Here is a 16,957-nt window from a genome sequence, read left to right as displayed (position 1 = left end):
GCGCCCGGCGCTGTGCGCCGGGTCCACGGTCTTCGCGGGGTTTTTCGACAGCACATCCATGTGCTGGTCGAAAAACGCGCGGCGTCCTGCCGCGCGCCCTGCGGGCCTGATCCGCGAAGCCCGTCGCAACCAGGGGCCCCGGTAGATCAAGATCAAAACCTGAGCTATCCGTCTTTCAAGGCAAAGGGGACGGATTTCACAACCGCGTGATCCGCAGCCAGTTGAAGTTCCAGCCGCCCTGCGGGGCGTAGACGCCGAGGCTGTAGGTGCCGGCGGCGACCGTGACCGTGTGCGACACCGTCGTCCAGCTCTGCCAGCCGCCGGTCGCGGGCACCTGCACCTGGCCGAGCAGGATGCCGCCGGCGTTGAGGTCCAGCGACAGCGCGCCGCCGGTCGGGCTGGCGACGCGGTATTCGACGCGATAGCTGCCGCTGCTCGGGAAAGTGACGTTGTTGTAGGCCATCCAGTCGCCGGCGTCGATCCAGCCGACGTTCGAGCCGCCTTCGGAACACGGCTCGACCTGCACGCCGTTCTGCGCGCTGAAGTTCTCGGCCTGCAGCGTGGTCGACCAGGGCTGGCTGTATTTCGCGACGACGACCGAGGTCGCGCGATCGTTGAAACCGTCGCCGGTGAGGCAGGCGGTATCGGCGGTCTTCGTCACGCTCGGCCCGGTGAAGTTGTCGTCCTGGTACAGCGTCACCTGGTAGCCGGCGTTGACGCGCAGCGACGACAGGTCGTCGTTGGCGATGCCGCGCGCCTGCAGCTGCGAGAGCGTGTAGCGGCCTTCCGGCAGGGCCACGCCGTAGCCGCCGTAGTTGCAGTGCTGGTACATCGTCGCGACGCCCGTGCCACCGGAACCGGGCGTGTACACGCGCACGTAGTCGACCAGCATCTTCGAGGGGAACTTAGTGTCGTCGACGGTGAAGCCCGGCCAGTTGCCGCCGATGGCGAAGTTCAGCAACAGGAAGAAGTCCTGGTGGAATTCCTCGGTGCCGTTGATGCCGTTCTGGATGTTCACTTCATGGAACTTCGCGCCATCGAGGTACCAGCGGATCGCGTTGGCATCCCATTCGATCGCATAGACGTGCCAGTCGGTGACCGTCACCGGCGTGTTGCCGCCGTACTGCGCGTAGTTGCCGTTGTGGTCGCGCCAGTGGATCGTGCCGTAGGTGCGATCCTCGTTGTTGACGTGCTCCATGATGTCGATCTCGCCGGCTGCCGGCCAGCCCGCCGTCGGCAGGTTCGCGCCGAGCATCCAGAACGCGGGCCACGCGCCCATGAACGACGGCAGCTTCATCCGCGCCTCGATGCGCCCGTACCTGAAGGTCTTCACGCCCTGCGTCTTCATCCGCGCCGAGGTGTAGCGGAAGCCGCCGACATCCTCGCGCTTCGCGGTGATCGCCAGCGCGTTGTTCTCGATCGTCGCGTTCTCGCGCCGGTAGTACTGCAGCTCGTTGTTGCCCCAGCCGCTCGCGCCGTTGCCGGTCTCGAACACCCAGCTCGGTCCGATGGACCCGTTGAATTCGTCGCTCCAGACCAGTTGCCAGTTCTGTGCCTGCGCACCGCCCGCGAACAGCGCGGCGGCGAGCATGACCATGCACTTCATCAGTTTCATGATGCGTCCTCTGTGTGGGGGATGGCGTGTGCCACGCCGATGCCGACCTGCTTGCCGGCGACCCTGCCGGCGGCATCGGAGCGCGTCGATCCTATGCGAGCCCGCAGAGCACAAAACGGACAGTCCGCTGGACAACATCGCGGAATTGCGATGCGCATCGCTGTGCGCATCCGATGAGCTGCGACGACACGCGACATGCTGTCGCACGCACTGGCCCGCCGGGACAGCAGCAGCGGACAATGGACACCGCGCATGGACAGCAGGATGGACATGCGTGGTGGACATGCGCCTGCCCGCCGCCTGTATCCTCATGCCTCTGCCGAGGCCGCCATGATCGACCGCGAACGACTCCACGAGGACGGCTACGTCCTGCTCCGCGATGCCATCCCCGCCGACTGGCTGGATCCCCTGCGCGACGCCTTCGATGCCGGCGTGCTGCCGTCGTCGCAGTGGCCCGTGCCGCGCGGTCCGGACTGGCGGCATTCGCAGCTCGACCTCGACCCGATGGTGGAGGCCGTGTGCCGGTTGCCGGTGCTGCTGTCCGCAGCCGGCGCGCTGATCGGCGAACGCTTCTTCCTCGCCCAGGTCGAGGGCCGCGAGCCGCTCGGCGGCGGCGGCCAGCAGGGCCTGCATCGCGACTACTCCGCCGAACGCCCTGGCGACACGGTGAACGCGCTCGCCTTCTTCGACGACTTCGGCGCGGACAACGGCGCGACCCGCCTGATCCCCGGCACGCATCGTCCCGCGCCGGACGCGCTGCACATCGATCTTTCGGAGGAATCCCGCGCGATCCAGCTCAGCGGCAAGGCCGGCGACATCCTCGTGTTCGACGCCGACCTCATCCACGCCGGCACGCTCAATCCCTCGGGCGCGCGACGCCGCTCGATCCTGATCGGCTACTTCGCCGAATCGCGCCACGCCTCGCACCTGCAGACCGCGCACCTGCGCGGCGTGCGGATGGACACGAGCGAACGATTCGAGCCCTGATCCACCCCGCGCTGACGCGCGTGATAGCGAACGACCTCACACCGCCTGCGGCGCGACCTCGGCAAGCGCCGAGAGGCGCTCGGCGCATTTCGCTTCGAGGAACACCCGCAGTTCGCGGATCGCGGGGCTGAGCTGGCGTCGGTCGGCGCAGACCAGGTGCAGCGGCGTCGGTTCGGCGCGCCATTCGGGACACAGCGCGACCAGGCGTCCGGCGAGCAGGTCGTCGGCGATGTCGAGCGCGGACTTGCAGGCGACGCCGTGGCCATCCAGTGCCCAGCGACGCACGACATCGCCGTCGTCGGACACGCGGTCGCCGCGCACGTCGACGATGCATTCGCCTTCCGGCCCGGTGAAGCGCCACTGGTCGTGGACTTCGTCGCCGAGCACGAAGCACAGCGCATTGCGATCGGCGAGTTCGCGCGGATGGTGCAGCGGGCCGCTGCGTGCGAGCCATGCGGGCGAAGCACACAGCACGCGGCGGTTGGCCGGCGCCAGCGGCAGCGCGACCAGCGTGGAGTCGGCGGGCAGGCCGTAGCGCAGCGCGACATCGACCGGCTCGCGATACAGGTCGCTGCGCCGGTCGGTGGGCCGCAGGCGCAGCCGCAGGCCCGGGTGGCGCGACTGGAATTCGTCCATCCAGGTCCTGAGCGCGTTGCGGCCGAGGTCGGAGGGCGCGGTCAGCAGCAGCGTGCCGCGCACCGCATCGCTGCCGCCGGCGATGGCTTCGCAGCCCTCGTCAAGTGCCTGCAGCGCCTGCTCGCAGTGGCGCAGGAAGGTCTCGCCCTCGCGGGTCAGGCGCAAGCTGCGGGTCGATCGCACGAAGAGCGCCGCGCCCAGGCTGCGTTCCAGGCGTTTGAGCGACGCGCTGGCCGCCGCGGCCGTGGTGTCGAGCTGGCGCGCGGCGGCGGACAGGCTGCCGGCATGGGCGGTGCGAACGAAGAGGCGGAGGTCGCTCAGGGATTTCATTTTCAACGGAATCGTGAAAGTGAATCCCAATTTAGCCGCTTCCGCGGAGGAATCGCGCGGCGGATGATGCCGTCCATCCTGTTGCCGGCCGATGCCCATGTCCCGTCTGTTCGCCCCCCTGCCGCTTGGCCCGATCACCCTGCCCAACCGCATCGTGATGGCACCGATGACGCGCGCGCGCAGCACCGCGCCGGGCGATGTGCCGAATGCGCTGATGGCCGGGTACTACGCGCAGCGCGCCACGGCCGGGCTGATCGTCAGCGAGGCCACCTGGATCTCGCCGCAGGGCAAGGGCTACAGCTTCACTCCCGGCATCCACACCGACGCCCAGGTCGCCGGCTGGCGCGGGGTCACCGACGCCGTGCATGCCGCCGGCGGGCGGATCGTCCTGCAGCTGTGGCACGTCGGCCGCAAGTCGCACGGCGTGTTCCATGCCGATGGCCTGCCGGTGGCGCCCTCGGCCATCGCGTCCGGCTCGCAGGTCTGGGTCGCGGGCGAGGACGGCGTCGGCCGCATGCTCGACTGCCCGACACCGCGCGCGCTGCGCATCGAAGAGATCCCCGGCATCGTCGAGGACTACCGCCGCGCCACGGCGCGCGCGCTGGAGGCCGGCTTCGACGGCGTGGAGATCCACGGCGCCAACGGCTACCTGATCGACCAGTTCCTGCGCACGACCTCGAACCATCGCGACGACGCCTACGGCGGCGACGTGGCGCGTCGGGTGCGCTTCCTCGAAGAGGTGACGCGGGCGGTCGCGGACGAGGCCGGCGCCGAACGCGTCGGTCTACGCCTGGCACCCTTCGTCGCCGGGCCGGGCATGGACTGCCCCGAGATCGTGCCGACCATCCTCGAAGCCGCGCGCCGGCTCGCGCCACTCGGCCTCGCCTACCTGCATCTGTCCGAAGCGGACTGGGATCTGGCACCCGAAGTCCCGATGGACTTCCGCCATGCCCTGCGCGAGGCCTGGCCGACCGCGATTGTCGTGGCCGGTCGCTATACCCGCGAACGCGGCGAGGCCCTGCTCGACGCCGGCCTGGTCGACGCCATCGCCTTCGGTCGCCCCTTCATCGCCAACCCCGACCTGCCCGCGCGTCTCGCGGAGGACCTGCCGCTGGCGACGCCCGACCCCGACACCCTATTCGGCGGCGACGCGCGCGGCTACACCGACTATCCCCACGCCGCGTGAGCGCGGCCGACACGACACGGACCTCCACATGAAAGCCATCGGTTTCTTCCACAACGGCCCCATCGACCGCGACGACGCCCTCGTCGACCTCACCCTGCCCGACCCGGTGCCCGGCCCGCACGACCTGCTGGTCGAGGTGCGCGCGGTCTCGGTCAATCCGGTCGACACCAAGGTGCGCCGCAACGCCACGCCGCCCGCCGGCGAGGCGCGCATCCTCGGCTACGACGCCGCCGGCGTGGTCCGCGCGGCCGGCAGCGATGTCACGCTGTTCAAGCCCGGCGACGCGGTCTGGTATGCCGGTGCCATCGGCAGGCCGGGCACGAACGCGGAACTGCACGCGGTCGACGAGCGCATCGTCGGTCGCAAGCCGGCGTCGCTGTCCTTCGCCGACGCCGCCGCGCTGCCGCTGACCGCGATCACCGCCTGGGAGCTGCTGTTCGACCGGCTCGGCGTTGCGCAGGGTGGCGGCGATGGCGACGCGATCCTCGTCACCGGCGCAGCCGGCGGCGTCGGCTCGATCCTCGTGCAGCTGGCGCGCGCACTCACCGGACTCACCGTGATCGGCACCGCCTCGCGTCCGCAGACGCAGGCCTGGGTGCGCGAACTCGGCGCACACCACGTCATCGACCACGCGCAGCCGCTGCAGCCGCAGCTCGACGCGATCGACATTCCGCAAGTCCGCTATGTCGCCAGCCTTACCCACACCGATCTGCATTACGACGCACTGGTGCAGGCGCTGGCGCCGCAGGGCAGGCTCGGCCTCATCGACGACCCCGCGACGCCGCTCGACGTGATGAAGCTCAAGGGCAAGTCGCTGTCGCTGCACTGGGAAATGATGTTCGCGCGGCCGATGCACCAGACCCCGGACATGATCGAACAGCACCGGCTGCTCGACGCCGTCGCCGACCTGGTCGACGCCGGCCGCGTACGCGCCACCGTCGGCGAGCACTTCGGCCGCATCGACGCCGCGAACCTCAAACGCGCGCACGCGCTGATCGAGACGAATCGCGCGAAGGGCAAGATCGTGCTGGAAGGGTTCTGAGCAATGAGAGGATGATCTGCGATCGATCGGATCCATCTCTGTCATCCCGAGCCGAAGGCGAGGGACCTGCTTATCGCTTCTTCAACGCAGTTGGAAGGGTTCTCTGCTCGTCCTATGTTTCGCTCGCTGTCGCGAGCGAGTTACTTTTCTTTGCTTGTGCACTGCGCCGCTTGCGGCGCGAACGGCGCAGCCGGCCCGAAGGGCGAGCACCGCAGGTGCGAGTCAAGAAAAGGTAACCAAAAGAAAGTACACCCCATCGGTTGCGCCCGGCGCTGCGCGCCGGGTCCACGGGCTTCGCGGGGTTTTTCGACAAGACGTCCGTGTCTTGTCGATGCATTTGATATGAATGCCCGCGCGGCGTCCTGCCGCGCGCCCTGCGGGCCTGATCCGTGAAGCCCGTCGCAACCAGGGGCCCCCGGTAGATCAAGATCAAAGGCAGCGCCGGCTGATGGATGACTGGGTAAACGCGCAATTACTGAAAACCACTAGGGAAATACGAGGTGGAAGCTCAGAGTGAACACCCGCTACCCCGCCTACCCCGCCTGCGCCGCCCGTGCCCTGCGCAGGCTGTCGGTCATGAACAGGGCGAGCGCGATCCAGATGAAGACGAAGCCGATCGCGCGGTCCCGGTCGAAGGGCTCGTGGAAGAAGAACACGCCGGTGAGGAAGGACAGGGTCGGCGAGATGTACTGCATCAGGCCGACGGTCGACAGCGGCACGCGGCGCACCGCGTAGGCGAAGCCGATCAGCGGCAGCGCGGTGAGCGCGCCGCCGAAGATCAGCAGCAGGTCGACACCCCAGCCCCAGGCGCTCGCGCCGGGCAGGAAACCACCCTGCCCCGAGAACTCCTGCGACACCAGCAGCGCCAGCGCCGGCAGCAGCAGCACCGCGTTCTCGAAGCCGAGGCCCGCCACAGAATCCACCGGCGCGAGCTTGCGGATCAGGCCGTAGGCGCCGAAGCTCGCGGCCAGTGACAGCGCGATCCACGGAAAGCTGCCGTAATTGAAGGTCAGCCAGAGCACGCCGCAGGCAGCGATGCCGACCGAGGTCCACTGCAGCGCGTTGAGCCGCTCGCGCAGGAACAGCACGCCGATCAGCACGCTCAGCAGCGGATTGATGAAATAGCCCAGGCTGGTTTCGACGACGTGCCCGGCGTTCACCGCCCAGATGAACAGGCTCCAGTTGAGACCGATGCACAGGCCGGCGAGCGTGAGCATGGCGGCGAGTCGGCGGTTGCGCAGGATCGCAGCGAACCAGCCGCGCGCCTGCGACCACGCGAGCCACAGCGCGACCAGCACCGCGCTCCACAGCACGCGATGGGCGACGATCTGCAGCGCGGGCACGATCTTCAGCAGGTGCCAGTACAGCGGCATCAGTCCCCAGATCACGAAGGCGCCGATGGCGATGGCCAGACCCTTGCGGTCCAGCCCGGGCGACACGGTCGGGCTCATGCGTCGTTCGCCTCGCGCGGCGTCACGGCCACTGGCGCATCGCCGCGCGACTTCGCGCGCGCGATCGCGATGACGCCGCAGAGGATCAGCGCCAGCGCGCCGAGGTCGTGCAGGCCGAAGCGCTCGCCGCCGAGCCAGGCGCCGAGCAGCACCGCGATCGGCGGATTGACGTAGGCGTAGCTCGACGCCAGCGCCGGGCGCACGTGGTCGAGCAGCCACAAGTAAGCGCCGAAGCCGACGATCGAACCAAAGATCGCCAGGTACGCCAGCCATGCGGTGCCGTGCGCGGTCGGCGCGGTCGGCAAGCGTTCGCCGGTGATCAGGCCCAGCGCGACCAGCAGCACGCCACCGACCAGCATCTGCGCGGCGGCGGCCATGAACGGCGACGGCAGGTCGCGGCCGCGCGACCACACCGAACCGAAGGCCCAGGCGATCGGCGCGATCAGCAGCAGCACCAGGCCCAGCGGCTGCGCGGACAGGCTGCTGCCGGCGTTGAGCCAGAGCACGCCGGCGAAGCCGATGGCGATGCCCAGCCATTCGCCGCGACTGGGATGACGCCCGGCCATCGCACCGAACAGGCCCATCCACAGCGGCATCGAGGCGATGGCGATCGCGGCCAGGCCCGAGGAGACGGTCTTCTCCGCCACCACCACCGCGCCGTTGCCGACGAACATCATCAGCGCGCCGAGCACCGCCAGGGTGGGCCACTGCGCGCGGGTCGGCGGGGCGACGCCGCGCAGTCGCAGCACCGCGTAGAGCAGCATGCCGGCGAACAGCATGCGCCCGCCGGACACGCCCAGCAGCGCGGGCCAGCCGCCTTCCAGCGCGAAGCGGATGCCGAGGTAGGTCGAACCCCAGATCAGGTAGACCGCAGCCAGCGCGATCGCGACGGCGAGCGTGGAAGCGGTCGGCGAAACGGAACGCGGCGAGGCCGCGGATGGAGCAGCCATCGCAGGATCCGGGGGAGAAGAAGGAGAGGAACGATCGGCGGCGACGGATCGCAGGCCGTGCCAGCGCATTCTACGCGGGCGGCCCGAAGCATTGACGCCGACTGCGGAACGCTGGAGAGCGCGCGCTGCGACGCCGGACGACAACGCTCAGGCCGGCGCCTGGCCCGACGACTCGCGCGCCAGCAGGCCGCGTTTCACGTCCGGCCCCCAGCGATAGCCGCCCAGGCTGCCGTCGCCGCGGATCACCCGGTGGCAGGGCACCACCACCGCCACGCGGTTGCGCGCGCAGGCGCTGGCGACCGCCCGCGCCGCGCGCGGCGCGCCCAGCGATGCGGCCAGTTCCGCATAGCTGCGGGTCTGCCCGCTGGGAATCTTCATCAGTGCATCCCAGACCCGCTTCTGGAACGCGGTGCCGACCAGCGCCAGCGGCACCTCGACCGCGTTGCCCGCGAGCGCTTCGGCGACCGCACGCACGCGCGGCGCGAGGAATTCGTCGCGACCGGCATCGACGCGCTGCAGCCGCGCACGCGGGAATTCGTCGCGCAACCTGGCTTCCAGCGCATCCGCATCCTCGCCGAGTTCGACCATGCAGATGCCACGCTGCGTGGTCGCAACCAGCGCCTGGCCGAGCACGGTGTAGACCAGGCTCCAGCGCACGTCCTCGCCGTCCCCGCCGGCCCGATACCGCGCTGGCGTCATGCCCAATCGCGCGGCGCCGGTCTCGTACACGCGCGACGGCGAACCATAGCCGGCGTCGTACAGCGCGGCGCTGATGTCGCGGCCCTCGCGCAGCGAGGCGCGCAGGCTGCCGAGCTTGCGCTGGGCGAGGTAGTCGGCGGGGCTGAGCCCGAAACGGCGGCGGAAGCTGCGCTGCAGGTGCGACACGCTCAGGCCGACCGCCGCCGACAGCTCGGCCAGCCCGGGTTCGCCGGCATCGAGGAGCCGGCGTGCCTGCTCCAGCGGGTCTCCCGCCGCAGGCCCCTCAGCACGAGCCCTCCGCTGCGCCTTGCCGTTTTCGGCCACCCGCATGCCCGCCATTTCCGCGATCTCCACCCGTCGTGACATGCCCGCAGCCTACGCCCGCACCGGCGCCCCCGCTATCCGCATCCTGCGCTTGCCTGCCCGTCCGCGTGGTGCGCATACTCGGACCGGGTTGTCGACAGTCTGGGGACAGGACGGCAACGATGGCCACGCGCAGCATCCGCAAACGCCTGCTCATCAGCCTCACGCTGCTGGCGACCGCCGTGGTGGGCATCAGCCTGCCGCTGTCGCACTGGCTGATCGACCGCGAATTCGAGCGCTTCGTGATCGACAAGGCCGAAGGCGAGGCGCACCGGCTCGAACTGCTCCTGCAGGAACGCACGGCGCGCCTCCGCGCCAACGCCATCGACTACGGCGACTGGAGTTCGACCGTCGGCTTCATCGAAGGCAGCGAACCGGGCTACCTCGACGAAAACCTCTATCCGGCGGTGCTGCGCAACTTCGACGTCGATGCGGTGTTCATCGTCGATCGCACAGGCGCCGTGCGCTATTACGCCGGCACGCCCGCCGACCCGCGCGACGACCCGCAGGGCCTGCGCCCGCTGCCGCCCGAATCCCTGGCCCCGGTGCTGGCCGAGCCGCGCATCCGCAGGCTGCTGGAACGCGCGCGCGGCACCGGCCTGATCCTGCGCCTCGACGGCCGCTGGCACATGCTCGGCGCCAGCTCGGTCAGCCACCCCGGCGGCGGGCCCGACAGACCGGTGCACGGCGTGCTCGGCTACATCGCCGAACTCACGCCGCAGCGCATGCAGCGCATCGCCACGCTGGCAGGCGTTCCGTTCTCGCTCGACCGCGTCGACGGCCACGCTGTCGACGTGCGGATCGTCGATGGCGACGTCGTCATGCACCGGCTGCTGCGCGACGAACAGGGCCAGCCGATGGCCGCGCTCGACATCCGCTATCCGCAGCCGCTGGCCGAGCAGATCACGGCCACGCGACGGCTGCTGCTGGTGATGGCCCTGGGATTCTTCGGCGCCGGCGCCGCGCTGATCTGGTGGCTGGTGATGCGTGGCGTGATCACCCGGCTCGAACGCCTGCACGACGACCTGCTCGCGGTAGCGCGCGGCGACATCGACGCACTGCCGACCAGCGGCAGGAACGACGAGGTGGACCACGTCGCGGCCGGCATCAACCACCTGCACGCGGAACTCAAGCGCATCAACGGCGAATGGCGCCACGAGGCGCTCCACGATCCGCTGACCGGGCTGGGCAACCGCGCCCAGCTCCTGCAGCGCATCGACACCGCGCTGTCGGATGCCGTGTCGATGCGCACGACCGGCCTGCTGCTGATCGACCTGGACGGCTTCAAGACGGTCAACGACCTGTTCGGCCACATCGTCGGCGACGACGTGCTGCGCCACGTCGCGGCACGGATGGCGCTGGCCCTGCCGCCGGGCGCGCATGGTTTCCGCCTGGGCGGCGACGAGTTCGCGATCCTCACCGACGGCCTGCACCTGACCGCGATCCGCGCGCTGGCGCACATGGTCAATGCGACCATCCGCGCGGACGACAGCATCGGCCCCGCGCACATGCTGCTCAGCGCCAGCATCGGCGTCGCCCTGCACGATCCCGCGGACGGGCCGATCGCGACGGGAGAACTGCTGCGCCGCGCCGACATCGCGCTGTTCTCGATCAAGCGCCGTTCGCGCAACGGTTTCGCGGTGTTCGACGCGTCGATGCTGCGCGAGATGGAACGCGACAACACCACGTTGCGCTGCCTGCGCGAAGCGCTGCAGGCCGGCAGCATCGACGTCTGGTACCAGCCGATCGTGGCCGCCGACGACGGCCGCACGCTCAGCTTCGAAGCGCTGGCGCGCTGGCGCGACGCGGAACTCGGCGACGTGCCGCCTTCGCGCTTCGTCACCATCGCCGAGGAACATTACCTCGGCGCGGCGCTGGACAGGATCGTGCTCGAAAAGGCCATCGCCGGCCTGCTGCAGCTGCGCACGCTGGCGCCGGAGGCGACGCTGTCGGTGAACGCCTCGGTGCAGAGCCTGCTCGACGCCGGCTACGTCGCACGCGTGCCGCACGCGCTGGCGAACGCCGGGCTCGACGGCCACGCCCTGCGTCTGGAAGTCACGGAGAGCACGCTGGCCGCGAACGAGGACCTGCTGTTCCACCAGCTCGAAACGCTGCGCGGACATGGCGTGAGGATCGAACTCGACGACTTCGGCACCGGGCATTCCTCGCTCGGTCGCCTCGCCAAGCTGCAGCCGCTCGGCATCAAGCTCGACCGCAGCTTCATCCGCGACCGGCACATCGGCGGCGACCGCGTCTGCCGCGCGATCATCGGCCTGGCCCAGCAGCTCGGCGTCGAAATGATCGCCGAAGGTATCGAGAGCGAAGACGATGCGCACTTCGTGCGGGAGGCCGGCTGCGACGCGCTGCAGGGCTACCTGTTCTCGCGCCCGCTGCCGCTCCCGGCCATGCTCGACTGGCTGCGTGCGCGCGGCGCGACGCAGGGCTGAGAAGTCCTTCGCAACGCAGCATCCCCTGCCCCGAAACGCCGACGGCCCGCACGAGGCGGGCCGTGGGGAAGAAACCTGCGCAGGCGAACGATGCGATCAATCGGTCCAGCGCGTCGCGGAGGCCTTCTCCGAGAGCACCTGCGCCGACAGGCGACGGTCGCTGTCGAGCACCTGCAGGGCGTCGGCCAGGATCGCCGCCGACTCGCGCAGCAGCGGGTCCGGACGCTTCTCGGCGGCCTTCTCGCGCTTGGCTTCCTCGGCGATGTTGCGCTCGCTGGACGTCAGGCCGTCGTCGGTCTCGTCGCCCAGCGGGTCGAGGTCCAGGCCCAGCGCCCTGCGCTCTTCCTGGCGCTGCTTGCGCTTGGCGGCGTCGCGGTCGCGCTCGGCACGGCGCTCGGCTTCGTTGAGCGAGACCCACTTCTTCGCGGTCTCCTCGCGGAACTGGGCGATGTCCTCACGCCACCACTGGAACTCGCGGTCCTTGGCCACGCGCGCGTCGTGCAGGGTCTTCAGCTGCGGCAGCAGCGCGGTGAAGTCGCCATAGCGGATGTGCGGGACAGCGGCGATCCGCGTCCACGGCAGCGCATTGTCGTAGGTGCTCTCGCCGAACTCGCTGGCGTCCACGCTGACCGGGAACGGGATGTCCGGCACCACGCCCTTGTTCTGCGTGCTGCTGCCGCCGGGCAGGAAGAACTGCGCGATGGTCAGCTTGACCTGGCCGAAGCGCTTGCCGTCGGCCATCGGCCAGCGGTCGAGGTCGACCAGGTTCTGCACCGTGCCCTTGCCGAAGGTGGTCTCGCCGATGATCAGGCCGCGACCGTAGTCCTGGATGGCGCCGGCGAAGATCTCCGAGGCCGAGGCCGAGCCGCGGTTGATGAGCACGGCCAGCGGGCCTTCCCAGGTCACGCCCGAGGTGGTGTCGCTGTCGACCTGCACGCGGCCGCCGGATTCGCGGACCTGCACCACCGGGCCGCGATCGATGAACAGGCCGGTCAGTTCGACCGCCTCGCCCAGCGAGCCGCCGCCGTTGTTGCGCAGGTCGATGACCACGCCGTCGACGTTCTGCTCGCGGAAGCCGACCAGCAGGCGCTGCACGTCGCGGCTGGCCGACGCGCCTTCGCCATTGTTGCGGCGGCGCGCGTCGAAGTCCTGGTAGAAGGCCGGCAGCTTGACCACGCCGATGCGGCGCGCGGGCTGGCCGTCGACGCCCGGCACAGTGAGCACCTCGCCCTTGGCGGCCTGCTCTTCCAGGCGGATGCGCGCGCGGTTGAGGGTGATGCGGGTCGGCTTGCTGTCGAGCACGGCCTCCGCCGGGACCACGTCCAGGCGGACCTGGGTGCCCTTCGGGCCCTTGATCTTGGCGACGACATCGTCGATGCGCCAGCCGATCACGTCTTCCATCGGGCCGTCGCCGTTCTGGCCGACGCCGACGATGCGGTCGCCGGGCTTGAGCTTGCCGCTGAGCATCGCCGGGCCGCCGGGGACCAGCTCGCGGACCACGATCACATCGTCCTGGCGCTGCAGCTGGGCGCCGATGCCTTCCAGCGAGAGGCTCATGCTCTGCTCGAAGCGCTCGGCCGCACGCGGGTCGAAGTAATCGGTGTGCGGATCGATCGACGTCGCGTAGGCGTTGAGGAAGGTCTGGAAGGCATCGATGCCGTTCAGTTCGCCGATGCTGCGCGAAATGTTCGCGTAGCGCTTGTCGAGGGTCTTGCGGATCTCCTCGGGCGCCTTGCCGGCGAGCTTCAGGCGCAGCCAGTCGTTGCGCACCGACTGCTGCCAGAGCTTGTCCAGCTCGGCGGTGTCGGCGGCCCACGGCGCATGCTCGCGGTCGTATTCCCAGCGATCGCTGCCTTCGAAGGTGAAGATGTCCTTGCCCAGCAGCGCGCGGGCATGGGCGACGCGTTCGTTCACGCGCGTCTGGTAGAGATTGAAGATCTCGAAGGCCGGGCCGACCTCGCCGCTCTTGATCGCGTCGTCGAGGCGGGCGCGATAGCCCTCCAGCTTGGCGACGTCGGCAGCGGTGAAGAAGAGTTTCCCGGGGTCGAGCGATTCGAGATAGCGCTTGAAGACCTCGGCGGACAGCTTGTCGTCCAGCGCGCGCGGGCGGTAGGCGTAGCGGCTGTCCGACAGCAGGCCGTAGACGAGCTTGGCGGCGGTGGCCTGCTCGGCGGACGGGCTGCCGGCGTCGGCCTGCGCGGTCAGCCACGCCACCGGCGCGGTCAGCGCGAGGGCGAGCAGGGAAACCGGAAGGATCTTGGCGACTTTCATGGCGATCTCGTGTGGGAGGGGCGCGAGCCCGCGAGGTGCATCGTGTGACAGCCCGAGAGTACCGGAAGTTGCGCGGCGCACACACCGCCCAAGGTCATGATCCGCCGACGAACGCGTTCGATCCGACGGCCGGTGGGCGGCGATTCATGCTTGCGCGAACGAAGGCGCAGCGTGTCCGGAACGCTGCGTTTCCCGCGAGAGGACGCGTGGTGCGCCGGCCTGCTTACGCGAAACCGGCGTCGGCCGCCTGCTTGTCGGCGTGGTACGAGCTGCGCACCATCGGACCGGAGGCGACATGGGTGAAGCCCAGGGCCATGCCGAAGTCCTCCAGCGCCTTGAACTCGTCCGGCGTCCAGTAGCGCATCACCGGGTGGTGGTGCGGGCTGGGCTGCAGGTACTGGCCGATGGTCACCATGTCCACATCGTGCGCGCGCAGGTCGCGCAGCGTCGCTTCGACCTGTTCCATGGTCTCGCCCAGGCCAAGCATGATGCCGCTCTTGGTCGCCACCTCGGGATGCTGGGCCTTGAACTTCTGCAGCAGGGTCAGCGACCACTGGTAGTCGGCGCCGGGGCGGACGTTGCGGTACAGGTCCGGCACGGTTTCGAGGTTGTGGTTGAACACGTCCGGCGGGTTCGTCGCGAGGATCTCCAGCGCGCGCTCCATGCGGCCCTTGCCGCGGAAGTCGGGCGTGAGGATCTCGATCTTCGTGCCCGGGCTGTGCTCGCGCACGGCGGCGATGCAGTCGACGAAATGCTGGGCGCCGCCGTCGCGCAGGTCGTCGCGGTCGACGCTGGTGATCACCACGTATTTCAGGCGCATGTCGGCGATGGTGTGCGCCAGGCTCAGTGGTTCCGCCGGGTCCGGCGGCTTCGGCCGGCCATGGGCGACATCGCAGAACGAGCAGCGTCGCGTGCAGACCTCGCCGAGGATCATGAAGGTCGCGGTGCCGTGGCTGAAGCACTCGTGGATGTTCGGGCAGCTCGCTTCCTCGCAGACCGTGACCAGGCGGTTCTCGCGCAGCTTGGCCTTGAGGTTCTGCACCGCGTTGCCGGACGGAATCCGCACGCGGATCCACGACGGCTTGCGCAGCACGGGCGCGTCGGCGAACTGCACCGGCGAGCGCGCGATCTTGTCGCCGGCCACCTGTTTGACGCCAGGTGCAAGCGACGCCGGCGCGTCGGCGACCACGGTCAGCGGGATGGATTTCTCGGCGGGGGTGGACATGGTCAGGACGCCTGTTCGACCGCGGCGAGGGCCACGGCATGGGGAGAATGCGCCGCGAGTGCGGCCAGGTCGGGCGGCACGTCGTCCTGCAGGCGCAGGCCGAACTGGGCGGCGAGATGGCGCAGCAGCACCGGCTTGACCGCATCGAGGCCGGAGGGGCCGCCGAGGTCGAGCATCGAGGTCACCTGCAGGCCGGCATAGCCGCAGGGATTGATGCGGTGGTACGGCGAGAGATCCATCGCGATGTTGAACGCGAGGCCGTGGAAGGTGCAGCCGTGGCGGACACGGATGCCCAGCGCCGCGACCTTGGCGCCGTTGACGTACACGCCCGGCGCGCCGCACTGGCGTTCGGCGTGGATGTTCCACTCGCCGAGGGTGTCGATGATCGACTGTTCGATCTTGCACACGTAATCGCGCACGCCGACCTTGAGGCGGCGCAGGTCGAGCAGCGGATAGGCGACGATCTGGCCGGGACCGTGGTAGGTCACCTGGCCGCCGCGATCGACCTTGATCACCGGGATGTCGCCGGGCATCAGCACGTGTTCGGGCTTGCCGGCCTGGCCGAGGGTGAAGACTGGGTCGTGTTCGACCAGCCAGATCTCGTCCGGGGTGTCGTCGTCGCGCAGGTCGGTGAAGCCCTGCATGGCGCGCCAGACCGCTTCGTAGGGCTGGCGACCCAGGTCGCGCACGCGCGCGGGCGGCACGGACACGGCGTCGCTCACAGCGTCCACTTGATCCCCGGCTCGGCGCGCAGCGCGGCATGCGCGGCTTCGTACCGCTGGCGATCCTCGGCGTGGATGCTCACCCGGATCGACACGTACTTGCCGCCGGTGGAATTGCGCGTCGCGACGGTCTCGCGCAGGACGGGGATGCCGATGGCCTCCAGCACTTCCGGGATGCGCTCTTCGAGGCCGGCGCCGGCCGGCCCCATGGCGGTGATCTCGAACAGGCCCGGGAACTGGAACCCGTGGTCGGGGTTGTCGGAGCGAATGGTCATGCCGGAATTATGAGGCCCGGGGCGGCACAACCCAAGCGCGGAAACGGCATGAGCGTCGGCCAGAAACGCGGGTGGCGAGGCGGACCGGACAGAACGGCCTGTTCCACGACGATGCCGCCGATGGAACGCTCCTGCCTGTCCGCGCGGGCTGCGTTCCACCGTGTCCCGGGTAACGACCTCCCCGGATCACGTCCCATGCCCGCCAGCCTGTCCCTGCCGATCACCCGGCCGCCGACCCGCGGCACCCCTGCGTCGACGTTCCTGGCCCTGGCCGTCATGGCGACTCTGGCCCTGGCCGCCGTCGCCGCAGGGGCGCGCCTGCTGCAGGCCGCCGGCGACACCGTCCGCAGCGAGGTGGCCTCGTCGGCCGCACCGGCGCTGCGGGGTGAAACGCCGGACCCGCGCGCGCAGATGGAAGCGAACATCGCCCTGCTGGATGCCCGTTACGCCGTCGAACCGATCGATCCCGACTGGGCGGCCCGCCACGAGGCCCATGTCCGCGATTTCTTCGACGGGCAGCGCCTCGCCGCGCAGGGACTGGCCGGGCCGGCCAGCCTGGAAACCAGCTGCCACAGCCAGACTTGCCGGGTCAGCGTGCGCTATGCGGATCCGCTGGCGGCCGAACTCGCGACCCAGCACCTGGCCATGCACGTTTCGCCGCGCCTGCCCTTCGCCGCCGTGCTGCCCCGCGCGCTGGGCGACGGCAGCATCCAGGTCGAGGCCTGGTATTCGCGCAATCGCGCGACGCTCTGAGGCGA

The 16,957-nt window shown here is 69.8% G+C and carries 14 protein-coding genes; 5 read left to right on the top strand and 9 right to left on the bottom strand.

Annotated elements, in window-relative coordinates; translation table 11 throughout:
• Positions 1-196 precede the first annotated feature (196 nt).
• Positions 197-1,615, bottom strand: a complete 1,419-nt coding sequence (locus tag ACFQ0E_RS05975; protein WP_386822760.1) for a carbohydrate-binding protein — start codon at positions 1,613-1,615, stop codon at positions 197-199.
• A 252-nt stretch (positions 1,616-1,867) separates the two neighbouring features.
• On the opposite strand from ACFQ0E_RS05975, the gene ACFQ0E_RS05970 reads away from it, so the two are divergent.
• Positions 1,868-2,602 (top strand): phytanoyl-CoA dioxygenase family protein, encoded by a 735-nt coding sequence (locus ACFQ0E_RS05970; RefSeq protein WP_386822759.1) that lies wholly within the window; start codon positions 1,868-1,870, stop codon positions 2,600-2,602.
• 36 nt (positions 2,603-2,638) lie between these two features.
• On the opposite strand, the gene ACFQ0E_RS05965 is transcribed toward ACFQ0E_RS05970, so the two are convergent.
• Positions 2,639-3,568 carry a LysR family transcriptional regulator gene (locus ACFQ0E_RS05965; protein WP_386822758.1) on the bottom strand — a complete coding sequence of 310 codons (930 nt, stop codon included), beginning with the start codon at positions 3,566-3,568 and terminating at the stop codon, positions 2,639-2,641.
• A gap of 97 nt (positions 3,569-3,665) precedes the next feature.
• Here ACFQ0E_RS05965 and ACFQ0E_RS05960 point away from each other — a divergent pair, with 97 nt between their 5' ends.
• Together ACFQ0E_RS05960 and ACFQ0E_RS05955 are read left to right on the top strand one after the other, a co-directional pair.
• Positions 3,666-4,754: an alkene reductase gene (locus tag ACFQ0E_RS05960; protein WP_386822757.1), complete on the top strand. Its 1,089-nt coding sequence runs from the start codon at positions 3,666-3,668 to the stop codon at positions 4,752-4,754.
• Between the two features lie 28 nt (positions 4,755-4,782).
• Positions 4,783-5,796 carry a zinc-binding alcohol dehydrogenase family protein gene (locus ACFQ0E_RS05955; protein WP_386822756.1) on the top strand — a complete coding sequence of 338 codons (1,014 nt, stop codon included), beginning with the start codon at positions 4,783-4,785 and terminating at the stop codon, positions 5,794-5,796.
• Positions 5,797-6,329: 533 nt separating this feature from the next.
• On the opposite strand, the gene rarD is transcribed toward ACFQ0E_RS05955, so the two are convergent.
• From rarD to ACFQ0E_RS05940, 3 genes are all read right to left on the bottom strand, one after another.
• Positions 6,330-7,247 carry an EamA family transporter RarD gene (rarD, locus tag ACFQ0E_RS05950; RefSeq protein WP_386822755.1) on the bottom strand — a complete coding sequence of 306 codons (918 nt, stop codon included), beginning with the start codon at positions 7,245-7,247 and terminating at the stop codon, positions 6,330-6,332.
• Positions 7,244-8,197 carry a drug/metabolite exporter YedA gene (gene yedA / locus ACFQ0E_RS05945; protein WP_386822754.1) on the bottom strand — a complete coding sequence of 318 codons (954 nt, stop codon included), beginning with the start codon at positions 8,195-8,197 and terminating at the stop codon, positions 7,244-7,246. Before yedA ends, rarD begins: the two co-directional genes overlap by 4 nt.
• 147 nt (positions 8,198-8,344) lie before the next feature.
• Entirely contained in the window at positions 8,345-9,226 is an 882-nt protein-coding gene (locus tag ACFQ0E_RS05940) for a bifunctional transcriptional activator/DNA repair enzyme AdaA (RefSeq protein WP_386822753.1), read from the bottom strand.
• 155 nt (positions 9,227-9,381) lie between these two features.
• Between ACFQ0E_RS05940 and ACFQ0E_RS05935 the strand changes: the two genes are divergently transcribed.
• Entirely contained in the window at positions 9,382-11,706 is a 2,325-nt protein-coding gene (locus ACFQ0E_RS05935) for a putative bifunctional diguanylate cyclase/phosphodiesterase (protein WP_386822752.1), read from the top strand.
• Positions 11,707-11,802: 96 nt separating this feature from the next.
• Here ACFQ0E_RS05935 and ACFQ0E_RS05930 read toward each other — a convergent pair whose 3' ends face one another.
• The 4 genes from ACFQ0E_RS05930 to ACFQ0E_RS05915 form a co-directional block, all read right to left on the bottom strand.
• Positions 11,803-13,977: a carboxy terminal-processing peptidase gene (locus ACFQ0E_RS05930; RefSeq protein ID WP_386822751.1), complete on the bottom strand. Its 2,175-nt coding sequence runs from the start codon at positions 13,975-13,977 to the stop codon at positions 11,803-11,805.
• A 223-nt stretch (positions 13,978-14,200) separates the two neighbouring features.
• Positions 14,201-15,202 carry a lipoyl synthase gene (lipA, locus tag ACFQ0E_RS05925; RefSeq protein WP_386822750.1) on the bottom strand — a complete coding sequence of 334 codons (1,002 nt, stop codon included), beginning with the start codon at positions 15,200-15,202 and terminating at the stop codon, positions 14,201-14,203.
• Between the two features lie 2 nt (positions 15,203-15,204).
• Positions 15,205-15,933, bottom strand: coding sequence for a lipoyl(octanoyl) transferase LipB (gene lipB / locus ACFQ0E_RS05920; RefSeq protein WP_386822749.1), 729 nt, complete (start codon positions 15,931-15,933; stop codon positions 15,205-15,207).
• The gene (locus ACFQ0E_RS05915; protein WP_386822748.1) at positions 15,921-16,199 is read right to left on the bottom strand and encodes a DUF493 family protein; all 279 of its coding nucleotides are present in this window, start codon (positions 16,197-16,199) and stop codon (positions 15,921-15,923) included. Before ACFQ0E_RS05915 ends, lipB begins: the two co-directional genes overlap by 13 nt.
• A gap of 195 nt (positions 16,200-16,394) precedes the next feature.
• On the opposite strand from ACFQ0E_RS05915, the gene ACFQ0E_RS05910 reads away from it, so the two are divergent.
• On the top strand, positions 16,395-16,952 hold the full coding sequence (locus ACFQ0E_RS05910) for a hypothetical protein (RefSeq protein WP_386822747.1): 558 nt from the start codon (positions 16,395-16,397) through the stop codon (positions 16,950-16,952).
• The last annotated feature ends 5 nt before the right edge of the window (positions 16,953-16,957 follow it).

This window comes from Lysobacter brunescens (genome assembly GCF_042677005.1).
Lineage (GTDB): Bacteria > Pseudomonadota > Gammaproteobacteria > Xanthomonadales > Xanthomonadaceae > Lysobacter_I > Lysobacter_I brunescens.
Note: the sequence above shows the minus strand (reverse complement) of the source record. Positions and strands in the feature narration are given on the sequence as shown.